General features: G+C 69.4%; 14 protein-coding genes. 10 read left to right on the forward strand and 4 right to left on the reverse strand.

Features of this window, described 5'->3' with window-relative positions; genetic code table 11:
- Positions 1–77: 77 nt before the first annotated feature.
- Positions 78–467 carry a hypothetical protein gene (locus tag KEG57_RS28265; RefSeq protein ID WP_272425730.1) on the reverse strand — a complete coding sequence of 130 codons (390 nt, stop codon included), beginning with the start codon at positions 465–467 and terminating at the stop codon, positions 78–80.
- Positions 468–604: 137 nt separating this feature from the next.
- Here KEG57_RS28265 and KEG57_RS28270 point away from each other — a divergent pair, with 137 nt between their 5' ends.
- The 4 genes from KEG57_RS28270 (at position 605) to KEG57_RS28285 (ending at position 5,701) form a co-directional block, all read left to right on the forward strand.
- Positions 605–1,012 carry a hypothetical protein gene (locus KEG57_RS28270; protein ID WP_272425767.1) on the forward strand — a complete coding sequence of 136 codons (408 nt, stop codon included), beginning with the start codon at positions 605–607 and terminating at the stop codon, positions 1,010–1,012.
- An 876-nt stretch (positions 1,013–1,888) separates the two neighbouring features.
- The gene (locus tag KEG57_RS28275; protein WP_272458955.1) at positions 1,889–3,337 is read left to right on the forward strand and encodes a hypothetical protein; all 1,449 of its coding nucleotides are present in this window, start codon (positions 1,889–1,891) and stop codon (positions 3,335–3,337) included.
- 342 nt (positions 3,338–3,679) lie between these two features.
- On the forward strand, positions 3,680–4,852 hold the full coding sequence (locus KEG57_RS28280; protein ID WP_272425732.1) for an ArsA family ATPase: 1,173 nt from the start codon (positions 3,680–3,682) through the stop codon (positions 4,850–4,852).
- Between the two features lie 93 nt (positions 4,853–4,945).
- Positions 4,946–5,701 carry a hypothetical protein gene (locus KEG57_RS28285; protein ID WP_272425733.1) on the forward strand — a complete coding sequence of 252 codons (756 nt, stop codon included), beginning with the start codon at positions 4,946–4,948 and terminating at the stop codon, positions 5,699–5,701.
- A 40-nt stretch (positions 5,702–5,741) separates the two neighbouring features.
- Here the strand turns inward: KEG57_RS28285 and KEG57_RS28290 are convergent, their stop codons facing one another.
- Both KEG57_RS28290 and KEG57_RS28295 read right to left on the reverse strand, forming a co-directional pair.
- On the reverse strand, positions 5,742–6,314 hold the full coding sequence (locus tag KEG57_RS28290) for a hypothetical protein (protein ID WP_272425734.1): 573 nt from the start codon (positions 6,312–6,314) through the stop codon (positions 5,742–5,744).
- Positions 6,315–6,374: 60 nt separating this feature from the next.
- The gene (locus tag KEG57_RS28295) at positions 6,375–7,376 is read right to left on the reverse strand and encodes a COX15/CtaA family protein (RefSeq protein ID WP_272425735.1); all 1,002 of its coding nucleotides are present in this window, start codon (positions 7,374–7,376) and stop codon (positions 6,375–6,377) included.
- Positions 7,377–7,468: 92 nt separating this feature from the next.
- Between KEG57_RS28295 and KEG57_RS28300 the strand changes: the two genes are divergently transcribed.
- The 5 genes from KEG57_RS28300 to KEG57_RS28320 all read left to right on the forward strand — a co-directional run bounded on the left by KEG57_RS28300 (position 7,469) and on the right by KEG57_RS28320 (position 14,510).
- Positions 7,469–8,290: an MOSC domain-containing protein gene (locus KEG57_RS28300; protein WP_272425736.1), complete on the forward strand. Its 822-nt coding sequence runs from the start codon at positions 7,469–7,471 to the stop codon at positions 8,288–8,290.
- A 22-nt stretch (positions 8,291–8,312) separates the two neighbouring features.
- Positions 8,313–10,517, forward strand: a complete 2,205-nt coding sequence (locus KEG57_RS28305) for an NAD(P)/FAD-dependent oxidoreductase (RefSeq protein WP_272425737.1) — start codon at positions 8,313–8,315, stop codon at positions 10,515–10,517.
- 92 nt (positions 10,518–10,609) lie between these two features.
- On the forward strand, positions 10,610–10,963 hold the full coding sequence (locus tag KEG57_RS28310; protein ID WP_272458956.1) for a hypothetical protein: 354 nt from the start codon (positions 10,610–10,612) through the stop codon (positions 10,961–10,963).
- A gap of 29 nt (positions 10,964–10,992) precedes the next feature.
- Positions 10,993–12,807: a radical SAM protein gene (locus tag KEG57_RS28315; RefSeq protein WP_272425739.1), complete on the forward strand. Its 1,815-nt coding sequence runs from the start codon at positions 10,993–10,995 to the stop codon at positions 12,805–12,807.
- Positions 12,804–14,510 (forward strand): radical SAM protein, encoded by a 1,707-nt coding sequence (locus tag KEG57_RS28320; RefSeq protein WP_272425740.1) that lies wholly within the window; start codon positions 12,804–12,806, stop codon positions 14,508–14,510. Before KEG57_RS28315 ends, KEG57_RS28320 begins: the two co-directional genes overlap by 4 nt.
- Positions 14,511–14,846: 336 nt before the next feature.
- Here KEG57_RS28320 and KEG57_RS28325 read toward each other — a convergent pair whose 3' ends face one another.
- Positions 14,847–15,560 (reverse strand): hypothetical protein, encoded by a 714-nt coding sequence (locus KEG57_RS28325; RefSeq protein WP_272425741.1) that lies wholly within the window; start codon positions 15,558–15,560, stop codon positions 14,847–14,849.
- A gap of 60 nt (positions 15,561–15,620) precedes the next feature.
- Between KEG57_RS28325 and KEG57_RS28330 the strand changes: the two genes are divergently transcribed.
- Positions 15,621–16,616, forward strand: a complete 996-nt coding sequence (locus KEG57_RS28330; RefSeq protein WP_272425742.1) for a beta-ketoacyl-ACP synthase III — start codon at positions 15,621–15,623, stop codon at positions 16,614–16,616.
- Positions 16,617–16,668 lie beyond the last annotated feature (52 nt).

Here is a 16,668-nt window from a genome sequence, read left to right on the forward strand (position 1 = left end):
CGAACCTAGCAGTTTTTCAGCGGGGTGCGCGGCCTTCGGCGCGCCGCCGCGGACGGCGTGGCGAGGAGGTCGGGTTTTTACAGGGCGCGTGTGATGATCTTGGCGATGTCGAGATCCCTGAGGCAGCCGTCGGAGCCCTTGCCGAACACACACGCGAGGGTGACGACGCCGTCCTTCAGGCCGACGGAAGCGGCGCCCTCTTTCAGGTTCGTGACGACGATGCGCTGCACGCCCTCGCGGACGGCCTCCTTGCCGAGGTCGTCGACGCAGATGACCCGGAAGGCGTTGGCGAGCAGGCGGACGCCGAGGTGCTGGACGTTCTTCAGCGCGGCCTCGTCGGTCTCGAAGGTCGGCCAGTCGACATCCACGACGACGGGCGCGCCAGCGGCCTCCTGGATGTCTTTTTGCTCGCCCGGAAGCCAGGACTCCTTCGCTTCCTTGATGAGCCGTTTCTCGATGAGTCCCATGGAAAACTGCCTCCGTTCCAACGCGTGACGATCACGCCGGGGGTGGAGCATACAGGAACGGGATCTCGCCGGAAAGTGGACCCCGCGGGCGCGTCCGGGCGAGCATTTGCGGCGAAGGAGGTTCTCTCTTGTCGAGGATGGATCCCAACGAGGCCCCGCCGCCGTCGCTCGGAGCCGAGCGCCGCAGGCGGAGGAGCGACGACCCAATCACGGCGCTGCACTACCAGCTTTCGGTCGCGCGCAGCGAGGGGAAGCTCGAGGCCCTCGTGCTCGTCGACGATCGGGGCTGCCTCGTCGCAGGCGCCGGCTCGTGGCCCGTGTGCGAGGAGCTCGCCGCCTACGCGCCCCTGCTCGCCGAGCCAGGCCTGCCCACGACCGCAGCCGTCGGCACGCGGATCGCCGATCTCTCGCGCGAGGTCCTCGTGAGCACACTGCCGCTCGGCGCGGCCGAGGCGCTGCTCGCGGTTCGTGGGGGCGGAGACGATCGGTCGGCGTTCGTCGCCCGCGCGGCCGCAGGGTGCCGGCGGATCTTGCGGGCGGCCTGAGCTGGGGGGCGCCCGCTCCCGCTCCCGCTCGCGCGAGCCTTCAGGTCATCGGCGCAATTCTTCTTCGCTCGGCTTGGTGAGACGAACGTGGTGGGCATTGTTGGCCACCACGGGGCGAAGGATTGGTCCCCCCGATGTCGATGGTCGACCAACAACCGGTCATGTGAACCACAACCCCAGCGTGTAGATCGGAAAGGTGTGTCCTACCCTATCCGAAGAGACTTGCGCGCTTGCCTTGGGTGTTGCAATAGGGACCGTCAAGAAACCGCCTGCTCCTGCTCGGGGCATTCGCCACGCTTGCTCGCATAGCGCCACGCTTGCTCGAGCATAGCGCCATGCTTGCTCGAGTAGCGCCGCGCTCGCTCGAGTAGCGCAATGCTTGCTCAAGCGTAGCCGGAGGGGAAGACGCTTCGTCGGCCGCGCTCGGTGGGGCCCTGTCCGAGGCCCCGCAAAGGCGAGCCGAGCTCGGGGGGACCGAGCGCCAAAGGAGAAGTGTCCTCCCCCTCTGGGGGCCAATTCAAAATCAGGCGCAATGGTGCCGGCCATGACCTCCCACCTCCCATATCGATTGTCGTGGGGACGCGCGCGGCGATTGGCGCCGCTGTCAACGGCCCGTCGCTTCCATTCCCTCGAGGCTCGCGATCGCAGGCAATAAGGCCCTGAATCTGCTCCGGACGTCATTCCAACGAGGCGGCATAAAGCGTGCTAATGTGCTGATGAGGCTTGGCACGAAAAGCCGGGCCGGGGAGGACCACGAAGGTAACGCGGGGCCAGGAGCGCAAGAGCGAATGAATCATAACCTGAAGCCCGCTCGAGCTCATTGCAGACGCGATGAGGAGCGGCTCGAGGTTTTACCGCAACGATACAGGAGCACTTATGAGGACGATAGCTTCGAAGTTGAGTGTACTGGTCATGGTGTGCGGCATGGCGCTGGGGTGCTCTTCCGAGCCGACACCGGGCAACAACATTGATGACACCAATACCAACGCGACGAACCAAGCCATCGTCGAGGGGCAGGTAAAGGACGTCGGCGCAGACTACACCGAGCTCGGTTTCGGCGGTAAGGGCACGCTCGCGAAGACAGCAGAGGTGGTCATCTCCAAGATTACCGCCGACGGGAAACTCGAGGCGATCGCCGAGGCGACGGTCGACGCGGCCGGCAAGTACTCCGCGGAGGTCCCGGTGGGCGCCGAGCTGCTCATCGTGCAGGCCGTCACCGCGTCGGGCGAGGTGCTCGCCTCCTCGTTCCTCGAGGCGGCGGCGGATACCAAGGGCGAGATCGTGACCGCGGCGCCTCTCACGATCGAGAGTTCGGTCGAGGCCGCGGTGGCCATCGCCCTCGCCGCCAAAGGCAACCTCGAGGCTCTGGTCGCGGCGCAGCTCCACGCGTTCGTCAACGGGGACCTGGCCGCGGAGCTCGTCGCTCAGATCCAGGCGGGCCTCAGCGCCGAGGCGGCGATCAGCGCGATGGCCGAGGCCACGCTGGCGGCGGAGAAGGCGCAGCTCCAGGCGTTCGCGAACGCGGGCATCGACATCACGGCGGAGGCGATGGCGGAAATCACGTACCACGCCGCCGCAGCCCTGAACGCGGCGCTGGACGCCGGGGCGTCGGCCGCCGAGGCGGCGGCGGAGTTCCAGGCGGAGCTCCAGGCCGCCCTGGAGGCCAAGCTCGGGATCTCGGCGGAGCTCTACGCGCAGGCGCAGGCGGCGGCGAGCATGGTGTTTCAGGCCACGCTCAGTGTGGCGCTCGAGGCGAGCGCGAACGTCGATGCGCTCCTCTTCGCGACCGTCCACGCGGCCGCGGAGGTGGAGGCGCAGGCGACCGCGCAGGCGGTGCTCACGCTGGTGGAGCTGAGCGGCGCAGCGCAGGCCACGATCGACATGTTCGTCGGGATCTGCACGAAGTTCACGGCCGACGTGGCCGCGGCGGCCGACGTGGAGGCGATCGTCAAGGCGAAGGCCGATTTCTTGGCGAAGCTCAACGGCACCGCGCAGGTCGAGGGCGCGCTCGCGGCCCTGATCTCCACGAAGGCCGAGGCGCAGGCGGCGCTGCTCGCGACCGTCGAAGCCGTGCTCGTCGCGAGCGCGACGCTCGACCTGGATCTGAAGGCGGCGCTCGAGGCGTACGTGGTGGCCGCCGCCAAGGGCGCGGGGTCCGCGGAGGCCACCGCCGCGATGGAGGCCGTGATCAAGGCGTTCGCGAAGTTCGACGCCGCGGTCGATGCGCTCGCGCCGGCCCTCGACGCGGCCGTGGCCACCGCCTCCGAGGCGGAGGTCGTGACCCAGGTTCTCGCTACGGCGGAGGCCTCGCTCCAGAAGCCGTGAGCTGAAACCGGCTGTCGCTGACCTGGACGGGGACCCGATGACCGGGTCCCCATCCTTGGTCGTCCCTCACCGCGCTGAAGAACGCCGACGCCGCGCCCGCCGCGGCTGGGTGCCCATCCGGACGTCGGTAAGCGCTGCACGAGCCCGCTCTACCCCTCTTCGTCGATGATCGTTCCCCCTGCGTCCGTGACGTGGACCCCATCATGATCAACCAAATTCAACAGGATCCGCGGGGTTGACGACCCCGGGTCAGGACGACCGGAACCCTATCCGCACCCGCACACCCGCTCTCGCTCCCGCACCCGCTCCCGCTTCCGCCCCCATCGTGCTAAAGGGCCGGCCGTGGCAGCCTCGGAAACAAGTTCGTCCACGCCCGGCGGGCTCGGCAAGCTCCTCGATTCCCGGCGGGTTCTCCTCGTCGTCGGTTGCGGCGGGGTCGGCAAGACGACCACGACGGCTGCCCTCGGCCTCGCCGCGGCGCGCCGAGGCAAGCGCGTCCTCTGCCTGACGATCGACCCGGCGCGGCGGCTCTCGCAGAGCCTCGGCATCGAGGAGATGAAGACCGAGGCGCAGACGATCGATCCAGCCCTCTTCGCGCAAGCCGGCGTGCCCGTCACGGGGTCGATGACCGTGATGATGCTGGACACGAAGAGCACGTTCGACTCGCTCGTCATGGAGCTCGCGCCCTCCGCCGAGCAGCGCGATCGCATCCTGAACAACGTGCTCTACAAGTACATCTCCACGTCGCTCGCCGGTACCCAGGAGTACATGGCGATGGAGAAGCTCTACGCGACGAAGGGCGATCCGAGCTACGACCTCATCCTGCTCGACACGCCGCCGACGCCGAACGCGCTCGACTTCCTCGACGCGCCGGAGCGGCTCGTCGGCGCGATCGACAGCGCCGCGACGCGGTGGCTCGTGCAGGCCGTGCAGAGCTCGGGGAAGTTCTCGCTCAACGTGCTCGCGAAGAGCGCGGCCGCGATCGTGCGCGGCATCGGCAAGGTGTCGGGCAGCGGGTTTCTGGAGCAGATGGCGGCGTTCATCGCGGAGATCAACTCGGTTTTCGGCGGGTGGAGGAAGCGCGCGGACGCGGTGAGCGCAGCGCTGCGTGGGCCCGATGTGGCGTACGTGCTCGTGACGACGCCGGACCCGCTCGCGGTGCGCGAGGTGATGTTCTTCGCGGATCGGCTGCGCGAGCAGGACATGCGGCGCGACGCGTTCGTGGTGAACCGCGTGCATCCGACGTACGGGCGCGTGCCGGACGCGGCGGAGGTGGAGGGGGCGCTCGCGCGGAGTGCGATCTCGCTCGGGCCGGATGCTCCGACGCGGCTCCGGCGCGCGGCGGAGGACGAGAGCCGCATGGGCAAGCTCGACGCGCTGCATCTCGTGGGGCTCGAGGCGGCGCTGGAGGACGAGGCGTCAGGCGGAAGCTTGCTCGCGCACGTGCCGGCGTTCCCGTACGACATCCACGATCTGGAGCGGCTCTCGCGGATCGCCGAGGTCCTCGCACCGTAGGGCACGACCCTCATCCCCGTTCCGCCCAGCGCGTCCTCGTGGCATGGTCGGGGTATGGAGCGAGACGGCAAGGCAGCCGGGGGGTTGTTCCGTTTGCGTACGCGATGGGCGTTTCTTTCGTTGTTCGGCGCGCCGCTCGTGCTCGCGTGGATCTCGGGCGCGGCCGGGTGCACCGAGGAGACGGCTCTCGAGCCGCGCCCTGGCTTCCCCGGCGATAGCTGCACGAAGACCGACGATTGCGCGGTGCCGCTGCGCTGCATCGGCCTCGTCTGCGTCGAGCCGGGCGGATCGGGGGACGGCGGCGTCGTCGAGCCGGACGGCGGCTTCGGCCCCGGCCCCGGGCCGAGCGCCGCCGACGGGCCCTGGAGCCAGTGCGACGAGTGCCTGGAGGGGGCGTGCGGGCAGGCCGAGAAGGCGTGCGGGCCCGAGTGCCGCAGCATCGAGGCGTGCATCGAGACCTTGTGCGCGAACTTGAGCGCCACAGGATCGCCGGACGAAGGCGCGTGCTTGGTGTACTGCCAGGACCGCTTTCCCGGCGGGAAAGCGCAGCACCTCGCGGTCGTGAACTGCGCGCAGGACGTGATGTGCTCGCCGCCCTGTGCGTTTTACCCGCAGGACTACGATCTCTGCCGGACGTTCATGAACAACGGCGATTGCACGGGCTACATGAAGGCGTGCGACGCCGATGCGCGGTGCACGACGTACCGCGATTGCGTGAAGTTCTGCGGGACGATCGCGGACTGCACCGCCTGCGACGACGCGGCGGACGCGACCGAGGGGCGGAAGCTGCTCGAAGCCTACGAGCAGTGCGTCGCGGGAGAATGCCTCACGGAGTCGTGGATCAAGTGAGCGGGGAGGGGGCCGAGGGGCCCCCTCTCGCCGTGTTGGTTCAGGGGCAGTTCGGGTTCGCGGCCTCGACGACGGCGCAGTACTCGGGCGCGCCGTCGCTCATGCAGATCGTCTTGCACGTCTGGCAGAAGACGCAGGAGTCGAGGGCCTCGAACTTGTTGAGGGCCGCCTGGGGCGTGGCGAGGTCCTGCGCACACTTGATCGTGCAGCAGCCGCCGTCGCCGCTGAGCGGGCAGTTGTCGTAGGAGCAGTCGGCGAGGGCCTTGCAGTCCGCATCGGCGGTACAGGCGTCCGCGAGCGCCTTGCACTCGTTCACGTACGCGCCCGTGGTGTTGCTCGTGCAGTCGCTGCAGACCGAGTAGCTGCCGCTGCCGCCGCTGCCGGATGAGCTCGAGGAACCGCCACCAGCGCCGCCCGAGCCGCCGCTGCCCGAGGAGCTCGACGACCCGCCGCCGGCGCCGCCCGCGCCGCCGGTGCCCGAGGAGCTCGAGGACGAACCATTGCCCGAGCCGCCCGAGCCGCCTGAGCCGCCCGTGTCGTCACTGCACCCCACCACGGTCACGAACAAAGAGCCGAGCGCCGCGAGCCCGAGCGCATACAAACCAAGCCTCATCGTCTGTCTCCCTTTCCAAGCGTGAGCCACGCGCCGTTCGCGCGCTGGAATGGGGACATCCTACCGCGGAGGCGTCTCTTTCGGGCGTGCGAACTCGTCCGGGGCGCCGTACCACGGCAGCGGCGTGGTCGATCCCGAAGCCTCGGACGACGCGGACGCGGGTGCTTCGCCGAGTGACCACGCCGTGAGCACGACGAGCGCCATCCACACGAGATCGGCGAGCAAGAGGTGCACGAGCTGCATCGCCACGGGCGCGAGGAGGAAGAGGTTCAGAAAGCCCGCGCCGATCTGCACGATCACGAGCGCAGACAGGAGCCGCGCATGCTTGAGCAGGCTCGGGCGTTGCGACGCGACGAACCCCGTCGCGAAGAGCAAATACGCCGCGACCACGCCGGCCACGATCGGGTGGTAGACGCGCAGCTGCACGAAGACGTGCGCGGCCTGCGACACGTCCGCGGCGAGGCCTTCGCTCAGGGTCTTCGCGGGGAAGAGCGTGTCGCCGAGGGCCGCGATCGCGCCCGTCACGCCGACGAGCAGCACGCCGAGGAGGCCGCCGCCGAGCACGTACGTCGGCGTGCCCGAGGATCCACGCCGCGGCAAGGGGCCGCCCGACGCCCAGAGCACGGTGAGCGTCATCGACGCGACGAGGAGGAAGGTGTTGATGAGGTGCGCGCTCATCCAGTAGCCACGCGCGATCGACGCGTCGCCCGCGACCCGCTCGAAGAGGACGATGCCCGCGCCGACGGCCGCCTCCGTCACCATGAAGAACATCGACCAGGCCGCGCCGAACCGCACCGCATGCCGGCGCGGGAAGGCGCGGAAGGCCCACACGAGCTGGAGCAAGGTGAGCAGGAAGGCGATCCCCGAGGTCACCCGGTGCGTGAACTCGATCAGGGTTTTTACGGTGGGCGCGCGGGGAATGACCTCGCCGTTGCAGGTGGGCCAGTGGCTCCCGCAGCCTGCGCCGGAGCTGGTGGCGCGGACGTAGGCGCCCCAGAGAATGACGCCGAGGGTGACGGCGAGCGTCGCCCACGCAACACGGCGAAACCGACCTTGCGACATGCCCCCCGTTCTAGGGCCGGCGAGGCGTTCAGGCGAGCGCCTTTCATCCTCTCGACGCGCGGGCGGGGCCGCTTTATGCCTCCCAGGCCCCCATGAGCACCATCACCCTGAGCGGACTCTTCGTGTACCCCGTCAAGGGCGCGCGCGGCATCGCCCTCGACCGGGCTCGGGCACAGAGCCTCGGCATCGAGCACGACCGACGGTTCATGATCGTCGACCCGGACGGCGAGTTCCTCACACAGCGGGAGCTGCCGCAAATGGCGCTCATCGAGACGGCGATCGAGGGCGACACGCTCGTCCTCCACGCGAAGGACCACGGGTCGCTTCGCCTGCCGCTCCGTCCCGAAGGGCCCACGGATCGGCGCGTCCGGGTCTGGAGCGACAAATGCCGCGCCGTCTTCGTCGGCGACGAGGTCGCCGCGTACCTGAGCGACTACCTCGGCCGGCGCGCGGAGCTCGTGTACATGCCCGAGGACGCCGCGCGTCGCGTGGACGGTCGCTACGTGAGCCGCAAGGAGCGTGTCGCCTTTGCCGATGGCTTTCCGTATCTGCTCGCCTCGGAGGGCTCGCTCGCGGACCTGAACGCGCGCCTGCGCGACGCCGTGCCGATGGATCGGTTCCGGCCGAACCTCGTGGTCCGCGGCGCGCCGCCCTGGGCCGAGGACGCGTGGACGAGCCTGTCCATCGGCTCGGTGGTCTTCCACCTGCGCAAGCCGTGCAGCCGCTGCAACGTGATCACCGTGGACCAGGCGACGGGTGTGCGCGGCAAGGATCCGCTGGCGACGCTGGCGACGTTCCGGGCGCGGGCGAACCGCGTGTATTTCGGCTGGAACATGGTCGCCGAAGGGGAGGGCGAGATCCGCGTGGGCGACGCCGTGACCCTGGGTGCGCGCTCGTACGACGAGGCCGGCTGAGGCGCCGAGGAAACGAAGCAGCATGCAGAGCACGTCATCGTGGGATGCGATCGTGATCGGCGGCGGGCCTGCGGGTTCGTCCGTCGCGACCTACCTCGGCCGGGAAGGGCGGCGGGTTCTTCTGCTCGAACGGGAGCGTTTTCCGCGCGAGCACATCGGCGAGTCGCTCTTGCCGGGCGTCTTGCCGTACCTCGACGCGCTCGGCGCGCGTGAGGCCGTGGAGAGCGCGGGCTTCGAGCGCAAGGAGGGACAAACCTTCGTCTGGGGCCGCGATCGCACGCCGTGGGAGATCGACTTCCGCGAGCTCGACGTGCACCCGTATGCGTACTTCGTGGATCGTGGGCGCTTCGACGAGATCCTCCTGCGCAACGCTTCGATGTCGGGGGCCACGGTGCGCGAGGGTCATGCGGTGACGCGCGTGATCTTCGAGAAGGGTCGCGCCGTCGGCGTGCGCGTGCGGGGGCCGGGCGGAGAGGAGCGCGACGAGCGGGCGCGGTTCGTCGTGGACGCGTCGGGGCAGAGTGCGCTCGTGGCGCGGAACGCGGATCTGCGGCGGGTCGTGCGAGGCCTCAAGAACGTGGCGGTCTGGGCCTACTGGGAGGGGGCCGAGCGCCTGCCGGGGCACAAGCACACGCACATCCTGACGACGAGCGTGCCCGAGGGCTGGATCTGGGTGATCCCGCTGGGCAAGCGGACGAGCGTGGGGGTCGTGACCTCGGCGGCGACACGCGCGGAGCGGGAGAAGCTCGGGGCCAAGGCCTGGTACGAAGAGGTGCTGCGCGCGTCGGAGGCGGCGTGGCCGCTGCTCGCGAACGCGCGGCGCGTGACGGACGTGACGGGGGCGAAGGACTGGTCGTACCGCGCGCGTCGCCTCTCCGGGCCGGGGATCCTGCTCGCGGGGGACGCGGCCTGCTTCATCGATCCGATCCTCTCGACGGGCGTGCACCTCGCGATGACGAGCGGCTTCTGGGCCGCGGCGTGTGTGCACAGCGCGCTCGACGAGCCACGTCACGAGCCGTTCTTGCGCCGCTTCTACGAGGAGACGTACGGCGCGACCTACCGGGAGCTGCTCACGCAGGTGAAGGCTTTTTACAAGGCCGCGGGGCGCCGGGACTCGATCTTTTGGACGTCAAAACAAATCCTGCGCGTCGGCGAGGCCGTCGCGCCGGAGCTCGCGTTCCTGTTCATCACGGCGGGCCTCTTGCGGAACGCCGCGGTGGACGCGCCGCACGATCCGGCCGCGCAGGTCCGCGCAGAGCTCGGCGAGCGTGCGCGGATCCCGGCCGAAGAACCGAAAAAACCGTTCTCGCCGGAGCTTCCGTCGGCGCGTTCGCGTTCGCGGATCGTGTCGCCGCCGCTCGTGTGGCGGGTCGGAGAGGGCGGGGCGGCGCAGCTCGTGAGCGTGCGGGCCGAGGGGCTGCGGCTCCGGCTCGTGCGGCACGAGCCACGCAGCATCACGGATCGGCCGCGGAAGAGTTATTTCGTGCTCGATCTGGTCGACGCCGGCCGGCAGCCGCTCGGGCTCGTGCTCATCGAGGAAGGTCGCGCGGCGGGCGAGGCGTTCGCGGGGGTCGCGCCGCGTCGGGCAGGTCGGCTGCTCGTCACGCTCGTGCCGTACCCGGTGCGTCCCCACGATCCCGCGGTCCTCGCCAAGCTCGAACAGACGCTCGTGGGCCTCGTCGCGGCCGCGGACGATCCCGCGGAACCTTTGCTCCTGCGCCGCGTGCGTGCGCGGCTCCGGAAGGCGCTCCGCGCGCCCGGTGCGCTGCCGGCCGAGATTACGGCGACGCCTTCCCGCGCCTTCCGCGGCGGCGGCGTGGCCGAGCCGCCGATGACCCTCGTCTTCCGCGCGAAACAACCGGAAAACCCCGTTCCGCGCGTCTACCTCCTCCTCGAAGCGCGCTTGCCGCCGGAGCTCGTGGACATCCCGATCCTGCGCACGCGCTTCTGCGACGTCTGGCTCCGGCCCGAGCGCGCGCGGGATGGCCGCCTCCTCGCCGAGGTGCCCGAGGTCCGAAGCCTCGTCGAAAGCGCCTGCGCCGCGATCTGGGACGCGACGCGGCCGGCGCCGACGCTCCCCGCGGCCTTCACGGCTGCCGAGGCGGCGCTCCGCGCGCTCACGCCGGCGGGCTACACGTTCGAGATCTCGGGACGGCTCGGGGTCTCGGAGGATGGAGAGGCTCTCCCTTCGGCGACCGGCACCACGGACGACGCTCCGACCGGCTGATTTTCCTGCACGGATGCGGCTGTCCCGAGCGTGCAAACTGGCGCGGGCTGGTTCAGCTTCGGCGTATGGCGATCACGTGCAGGGACGAAGCGATGCGCTGGGTGCATCGGTATGCGATCGGCGGCGCGGCCTTCGCGGCCCTCCCGCTGCCGATCTCCACGACAGCGGGCCTCGCCGCCCTCGAGGTCCACATGATCAACTTCATCGGCGGCGTCTACGACGAGCCCGTGAGCAACCTGAAGAGCATCGCCGCGGGCGGCAGCTTCGAGGTCATGGGCGCGGGCCTCAAGTTCGTGGCCACGCGCGTCGCCGCTTTCGTCCCCGGCCCGGCTGGATTCGTGGTCCGGGCGGGTATCGCCGCCGTCGTGATCGAGTCCCTCGGACATGCGATCACCGCTTATTTCGAGCGCAAGCACCCCGGCAAGCTCTTTTCGGCCGCGGTCTAGGGCCTCCTTCGTACTAAGATCGCGCCGTCGTGAAGGCGCTGATCAAAGTCGGCTACGCGTGCAACGAGAACTGCACGTTCTGCCACACGGCCGACATCCGCCACCTCGACGACACCACCGAGCGCGTCGACTGGAAGATCGACCGCGCCAAGCGCATCGGCGCCTCCATGGTCGTCCTCTCCGGCGGCGAACCCACGATGCGGCCCGAGCTCTCGCGCTGGGCGCGCCGCATCGCCGCGCACGGCCTCGATTTTGGCCTCGTCACGAACGGGCTCATGCTCTCGTACCGGAACGTCGTCGACGAGCTCGTGGGCGAGTGCCGCCTCCGCTACGTCTACATGTCCCTGCACGGCGGCGAGCCCAAGGTGCACGGCTCCGTCGTCCGCGCCGACACCTTTCACAAGGCCCTGCAGGCCATCGAAAACCTGCACGGTCGCATCCCCGATCTCACGATCAACTGCGTCGTCACCACGGCGAACCTGAAGCACCTGAAGGGCCTCGTCGATCGGCTGCTCCCGTTCCCGGACCTCTGCATCAAGTTCTCGATGACGCAGCCGAAGGGCGCGGCGAACCGGGCCTTCGACGTCATCGTGCCCGACGTCTCGGCTTGCGCGGCGCGCGTGAAGGAGGCGATCGAGTACGGGCTTTCGCGGCGGCCCGAGCGCGGCCCGCGGTTCGCGCACGACGGCCTTCCGTTTTGCCTGCTTCCCGGCCTCGAACACCTCTACGACGACCTCAAGACGCACCGCTATTCGACGATGATCGAGGCCGACGAGGACGACTACGTGCCCGTCGACGACGTGGCGAAGATCCAGCCCGAGGAGGTCTGCGGCGACTGCGCGCTCCGCGGCGCGTGCCCGGGCCTCTATCGCGGCTACCACGAGATCCACGGCGCGAGCGCGCTCCGACCCGTCACGGATCGTCCCCGGGCGAACTCGTACAACTTCGTCCCCGAACGCGATCTCGCGCGCCCGCCCGGCGCGCCCTGCCCGGTCCGCGGAGATGGCACGAGTCCGTACGATCGCGGCCGCACCTTGTTTTTACGCCTCAAGGACCGCATGCGCCTCTTCCGCACCGAGACGCGTGACTTCTCCGACGAGGAGCTGCTCGCGACGAAGGAGAGCGCGGGCCAGATCTACCTCGATGTCTCGACCAAGCTCGCGCCGGACGACTTCGCGAAGGACTTACGGAAGTTGCGCCCCGCAGCCGAGTGCGAAGCGTGCCCCGAGCGTCCTCGCTGCACCGGCGCATGGGAACCCGTGCCCGCGGACGTCTTCACGCGCGACGACCGCGCCGTGCTGGATCTCCTCGCGCATCTCTCGGGTCGTGTCCTCGATCTCGGCTGCGGCGAAGGCCCGTACCTCGAAGCGCTCGCGCGTCGTGCAGCGGAAGGGCACATCACGTACGTCGGGGTCGATCCCGATCCGCAACGGCTCGCCGTCCTCGCGTCGCGTCACCCGTTCGCGCGGTTCGTGGAGGGCCGCGCGGAAGATCTCGGCGCGGAGCTCGGCACGTTCGACCACGTGCTCGCGCTCCGCAGCGTGAACCACCTCGAAGATCCGGCGCGCGCGTTCGGCGCGGCGATCGCGCGGCTCCGCCCCGGCGGCACGCTCACGCTCGTGGACAACGTCGCCTTCGGCCTCGTCCGCAGCCGCGCGCACGCCGCGCGCGCAGAGAGCGCGCCCGGAAACCGCTTCGAGCATTACCGCAACGACGACGCGGCCCGGACCGCGCGGCGCCTCGAAGGCAAACCCTTGCGCCTCCTCGAGCGCCGCGACGTCGGCCGCGAGACCAGCAATCAGTGGATGTTGCGCTACGAGCGCACGGGAGAAATGCCGTCGTGACTGCTTCCGCTTCGTCCCCCCGCAGGCTCCCCGTCCTCTCGGCTGACGCCGTCGAGACGTCCTTCGCCGACTTCCAGAACGAGGCCTTGCTCGGCGACGCGGAGGATGCTGGCAAGACGCTCGCGCACGAGGCGGCCGCGCACGAGAAGCGCAACTGGGTGCGCCTCTCCTACGATTGCAACAACCACTGCACGTTTTGCCTCGATTCGAATGCGCACGACGGCACGATGCGAGCGACGCAGGACATCAAGGTGCAGATCGTCGAGGGCCGGCGGCGCGGCGCCGATCGGCTGATCCTCTCGGGCGGCGAGCCCACGATGCACCCGAACTTCCTCGACTTCGTCAAGCTCGGGCGCCTCGCCGGCTACCGGAAGATCCAGACCGTGACGAACGGCCGCATGTTCCGTTACCCCGAGTTCCTCGAGAAGGCCGCGGACAACGGCCTGCACGAGATCACCTTTTCGCTACACGGCCACACGGCGAAGCTGCACGACGCGCTCGTCGGCACGCCCGGCGCGTTCGTCGAGGAGGTCGCGGGGCTCAAGGCCGCGCTCGCGTCAGCGCGCTTCATCGTCAACGTCGACATCGTCATCAACAAGCAGAACGTCCGGCACCTGCCGGAGATGCTGGAGACGTTCATCGGCTGGGGCGTGAAGGAGTTCGACCTGCTCCACGTGATCCCCTTCGGAAACGCCTGGAGCGACGCGCGGCATCACCTCTTCTACGACCTCGACGGGAACCTCGAGTATCTCCAGAAGGCGTTCGCCTACGCGCGCAGGCCCGACATCCACATCTGGCTGAACCGCTTCCCGCCGCCCTACGCCGAAGGTTTTGAGGATCTGATCCAGGATCCGTACAAGCTCAATGACGAGGTCCGCGGCCGGCGCGAGGAGTTCGATCGATACCTCTCGCTCGGCAAGAAGCTCATGTGCCGCGAGCCCGAGAGGTGCAAATACTGCTACCTGCAGAGCCTCTGCGACACGCTCGACGAGGTGATCGACGTGCGCAAGGCCGACGAGGTCGACGTGCTGCGTTACGCCGGCGAGCCGCCACGCGCGGGCAAGCTGCCGGAAGCGTACGCAGCGCGGATCGTGGCGGCGAACCTGGAAGAGGCTTCAGCGCTCGCGGCGAAGGTGGCGCCGGGGACGATCGAGCTCGAACTCGCGTCATACGACGGTTTGTCCAGTGCGCTCTCGCCGGAGGGGCTCGTCTTCGGCAAGAAGCTAGCGGCTTGTTACACGGGCGATCCCGCCGCGATCGAGCCGCTGCTCGGGATCGCCGGCGCCTTCGAGGTCCGTGTCTTCCTCACGAAGGCAACAGAGCCCGTGATCCGCAGGCTCGATCCCCCGCCGAAGGCGCTCGTGCTCGTCCAGCAAAACTACGACCTCGTCTCGGACGCCCACACGAACGACGTCGACACGAAATCGTTTTTCGCGACGTACCCCCACCCGATTGCCGTGGAAAACGTGCCCGCGTGCGTCGTGGGCCGGCCCGTGCGGCCAGCGGCGCGGACGTTGGATCTCGCGATGCTCGGCACGGACGCGCGCATCGACATGACGGCGTTCACGAAGCGGTACGTGGCCGACGGGTTCTACACGAAGGCACTCCGCTGCAAGGACTGTCGCGAGAACGCCTCGTGTCGGGGCGTGCACGTGAACTGGGTTCGCGCCCACGGGTTCGAGGCGCTCACGCCGATTGGATAGACATCTGGGAGGCGCTTCGCCGGGGCGCTGCCCCGGACCCCGCGGGGGCTGTTCGCCCCTCGACCCGAACCAGGGCAAGCCCTGGACTCGGGTTGGAAGAACTGCGCTCCGCGCCGTTCTTCCACGGGCCGGTGGCAAGACCAGGGACAGCGTTGCCCATAGAAATGTCAGCGCGGCTGTCTTGGTCGGCAGGGTCGTGGTTGGTCTTGACTCGGCCTGTTCGATGAACTGCGCATCGCGCAGTTCATCGACCCTGAGTCCAGCGCTTGCGCTGGTCCGGGTCCCGGGGCGGATAGCCCCGGGTGGGGCCTGGGGCAACGCCCCAGCGCAGCGGCTTCAGGGAACGAGCGTGCAGCCGGTGAGCACACCCGCGAGCATCTCGCCGCGGGGCTGGCCTTCCCAGCCGCTTTCCCAGTGGAACGTCGGGCTCTTGAGCTTGCCTTCCACCGTGTACTTGCACTTCACGCTGAAGCGCGTGGTCGGCAGGTTGCCCGAGAGCGCGGGCTCGCTCCAGAGACCGGCCGCGACGAACTGTACGTTGTCCGTCGAGGTGTAGGGCCGGAGCGTCTTCTTGTCGTCGCCCGGATCGCCCTTGCCCCAGACCTTCGTCGGCGTCTCGAAGCTGCAGTGCCTGCCTGCGACCTCGTCCGTCGCCGCGCAGTTGAGCTCGCGTTTGTCGCCTGCCACCAGCGTGATCTCGACGTCCACGGTCTGGCCGGGCTTCCACGTGGGCCCGCGCGGACCGCCGCCGCCGCGCTCTTGACCGAGCAGCGCGAAGCCTGCTGCCAGCGTGCCCACGACGACCACGAAGAGCACCATGCTCTTGCCGAGCGACGCCGAGCTCGGCGGCTGCGCGCGCCTCGGCGTGGCCTTGCCGGCCTTCGGCTTCTTCGTGGGCGCCTTCGCGGGCGCGGCCTTCGCGGGTGCAGACGCCTTTGCTTCGGCCTTTGCTTCGGCCTTCGGCGCATCTGCCTTCGCTTCGGCCTCGGGCTCGCTTTCGCCCTCGCCCTCGACCTCGTCTTTGTCCTCGTCCGGTTCTTTCTCGGCCATGGCGCGCGGACTCTACCTTCCTCCGCCCCGCTTCTCAAACCTTCTGTTACCCTCCGCGCCATGAGAGCGAGCTCCCCGCGCGCCCGGATTCTCGGCACTGGTCGCTACTTGCCTGCCCGTGTCGTCACGAACGACGAGATCGCCGCGCGCGCAGCGACCTCGGATGCATGGCTCAAGGAGCAGGTTGGCGTCGAGCGCCGTCACATCGCGGCCGAGGGCGAGACGACGAGCGACATGGCCACCGCTGCCGCGCGCGCGGCGCTCGATGCGGCGGGGCTCTCGCCCGCGGATCTCGACCTCATCATCGTGGCGACCGGGAGCGGCGACAGCCCCATGCCGGCCACCGCGGCCACGGTGCAGCAGAAGCTGGGCACCGAGCTCGTCCCTTCCTTCGATCTCGCGGCCTCGCACGCGGGCTTCCTCTACGCGCTTGCCGTCGCCGAGCAGTCGATCGCCTCGGGCGCGACGCGGACGGCGCTCGTCGTTGGCGCGGACATGCTCTCGCGCCGCGTGGATCCCGAGGATCGCACGACGGCGGCGCTCTTCGGCGACGGCGCGGGCGCGGTGATCGTCGGCGCGGCGGGCGAAGACGGCCGCGGCATCCTCTCGATGCGGCTCGGCGCGGACGGCACGATGGCCTCGCTGCTCACGATCCCGGGCGGCGGCACGGGCGAGCCGATGACCCCGGAGCGGCTCGCGGCGAAGCGGAACAAGGTGCAGATGGACGGGCACGACCTCTTCCAGGTCAGCGTGAAGAAGCTCCAGGTCACGAGCATGGAGGCGCTGAAGGCGGCGGGCCTGCTCTCGGACAAACTCGACTGGGTGATCCCGCAGCAGGCGAACCGCCGGATCGTGGATCGCATCGCCGAGCGGCTCGGGTATTCGCGGGGCAAGTTCATCGAGAACCTTGCCGAGGTGGGCAACACGGGCGCGGGCTCGATTCCGATCGCGCTTGACGAGGCCGTGCGGGATGGCCGCGTGAAACCCGGGCAAAACGTGCTCCTCTGTGCGCTCGGGGCTGGTGTCACGTGGGCGGCCTCCATCGTGCGCATGTGAACGTGGGTTCGGAAAAACCGCAGGATCGCGGGCATCCTTGACGCGGCGAGGT

It is taken from the genome of Polyangium jinanense (assembly GCF_028435365.1).

What these genes read in the sequence shown, in the direction of transcription:
- KEG57_RS28265 (WP_272425730.1), bottom strand. Translation starts at nt 467, where the DNA reads ATGGGACTCATCGAGAAACGGCTCATCAAGGAAGCGAAGGAGTCCTGG.
- KEG57_RS28330 (WP_272425742.1), top strand. Translation starts at nt 15,621, where the DNA reads ATGAGAGCGAGCTCCCCGCGCGCCCGGATTCTCGGCACTGGTCGCTAC.
- KEG57_RS28295 (WP_272425735.1), bottom strand. Translation starts at nt 7,376, where the DNA reads ATGTCGCAAGGTCGGTTTCGCCGTGTTGCGTGGGCGACGCTCGCCGTC.
- KEG57_RS28290 (WP_272425734.1), bottom strand. Translation starts at nt 6,314, where the DNA reads ATGAGGCTTGGTTTGTATGCGCTCGGGCTCGCGGCGCTCGGCTCTTTG.
- KEG57_RS28325 (WP_272425741.1), bottom strand. Translation starts at nt 15,560, where the DNA reads ATGGCCGAGAAAGAACCGGACGAGGACAAAGACGAGGTCGAGGGCGAG.
- KEG57_RS28270 (WP_272425767.1), top strand. Translation starts at nt 605, where the DNA reads ATGGATCCCAACGAGGCCCCGCCGCCGTCGCTCGGAGCCGAGCGCCGC.
- KEG57_RS28275 (WP_272458955.1), top strand. Translation starts at nt 1,889, where the DNA reads ATGAGGACGATAGCTTCGAAGTTGAGTGTACTGGTCATGGTGTGCGGC.
- KEG57_RS28310 (WP_272458956.1), top strand. Translation starts at nt 10,610, where the DNA reads ATGCGCTGGGTGCATCGGTATGCGATCGGCGGCGCGGCCTTCGCGGCC.
- KEG57_RS28300 (WP_272425736.1), top strand. Translation starts at nt 7,469, where the DNA reads ATGAGCACCATCACCCTGAGCGGACTCTTCGTGTACCCCGTCAAGGGC.
- KEG57_RS28305 (WP_272425737.1), top strand. Translation starts at nt 8,313, where the DNA reads ATGCAGAGCACGTCATCGTGGGATGCGATCGTGATCGGCGGCGGGCCT.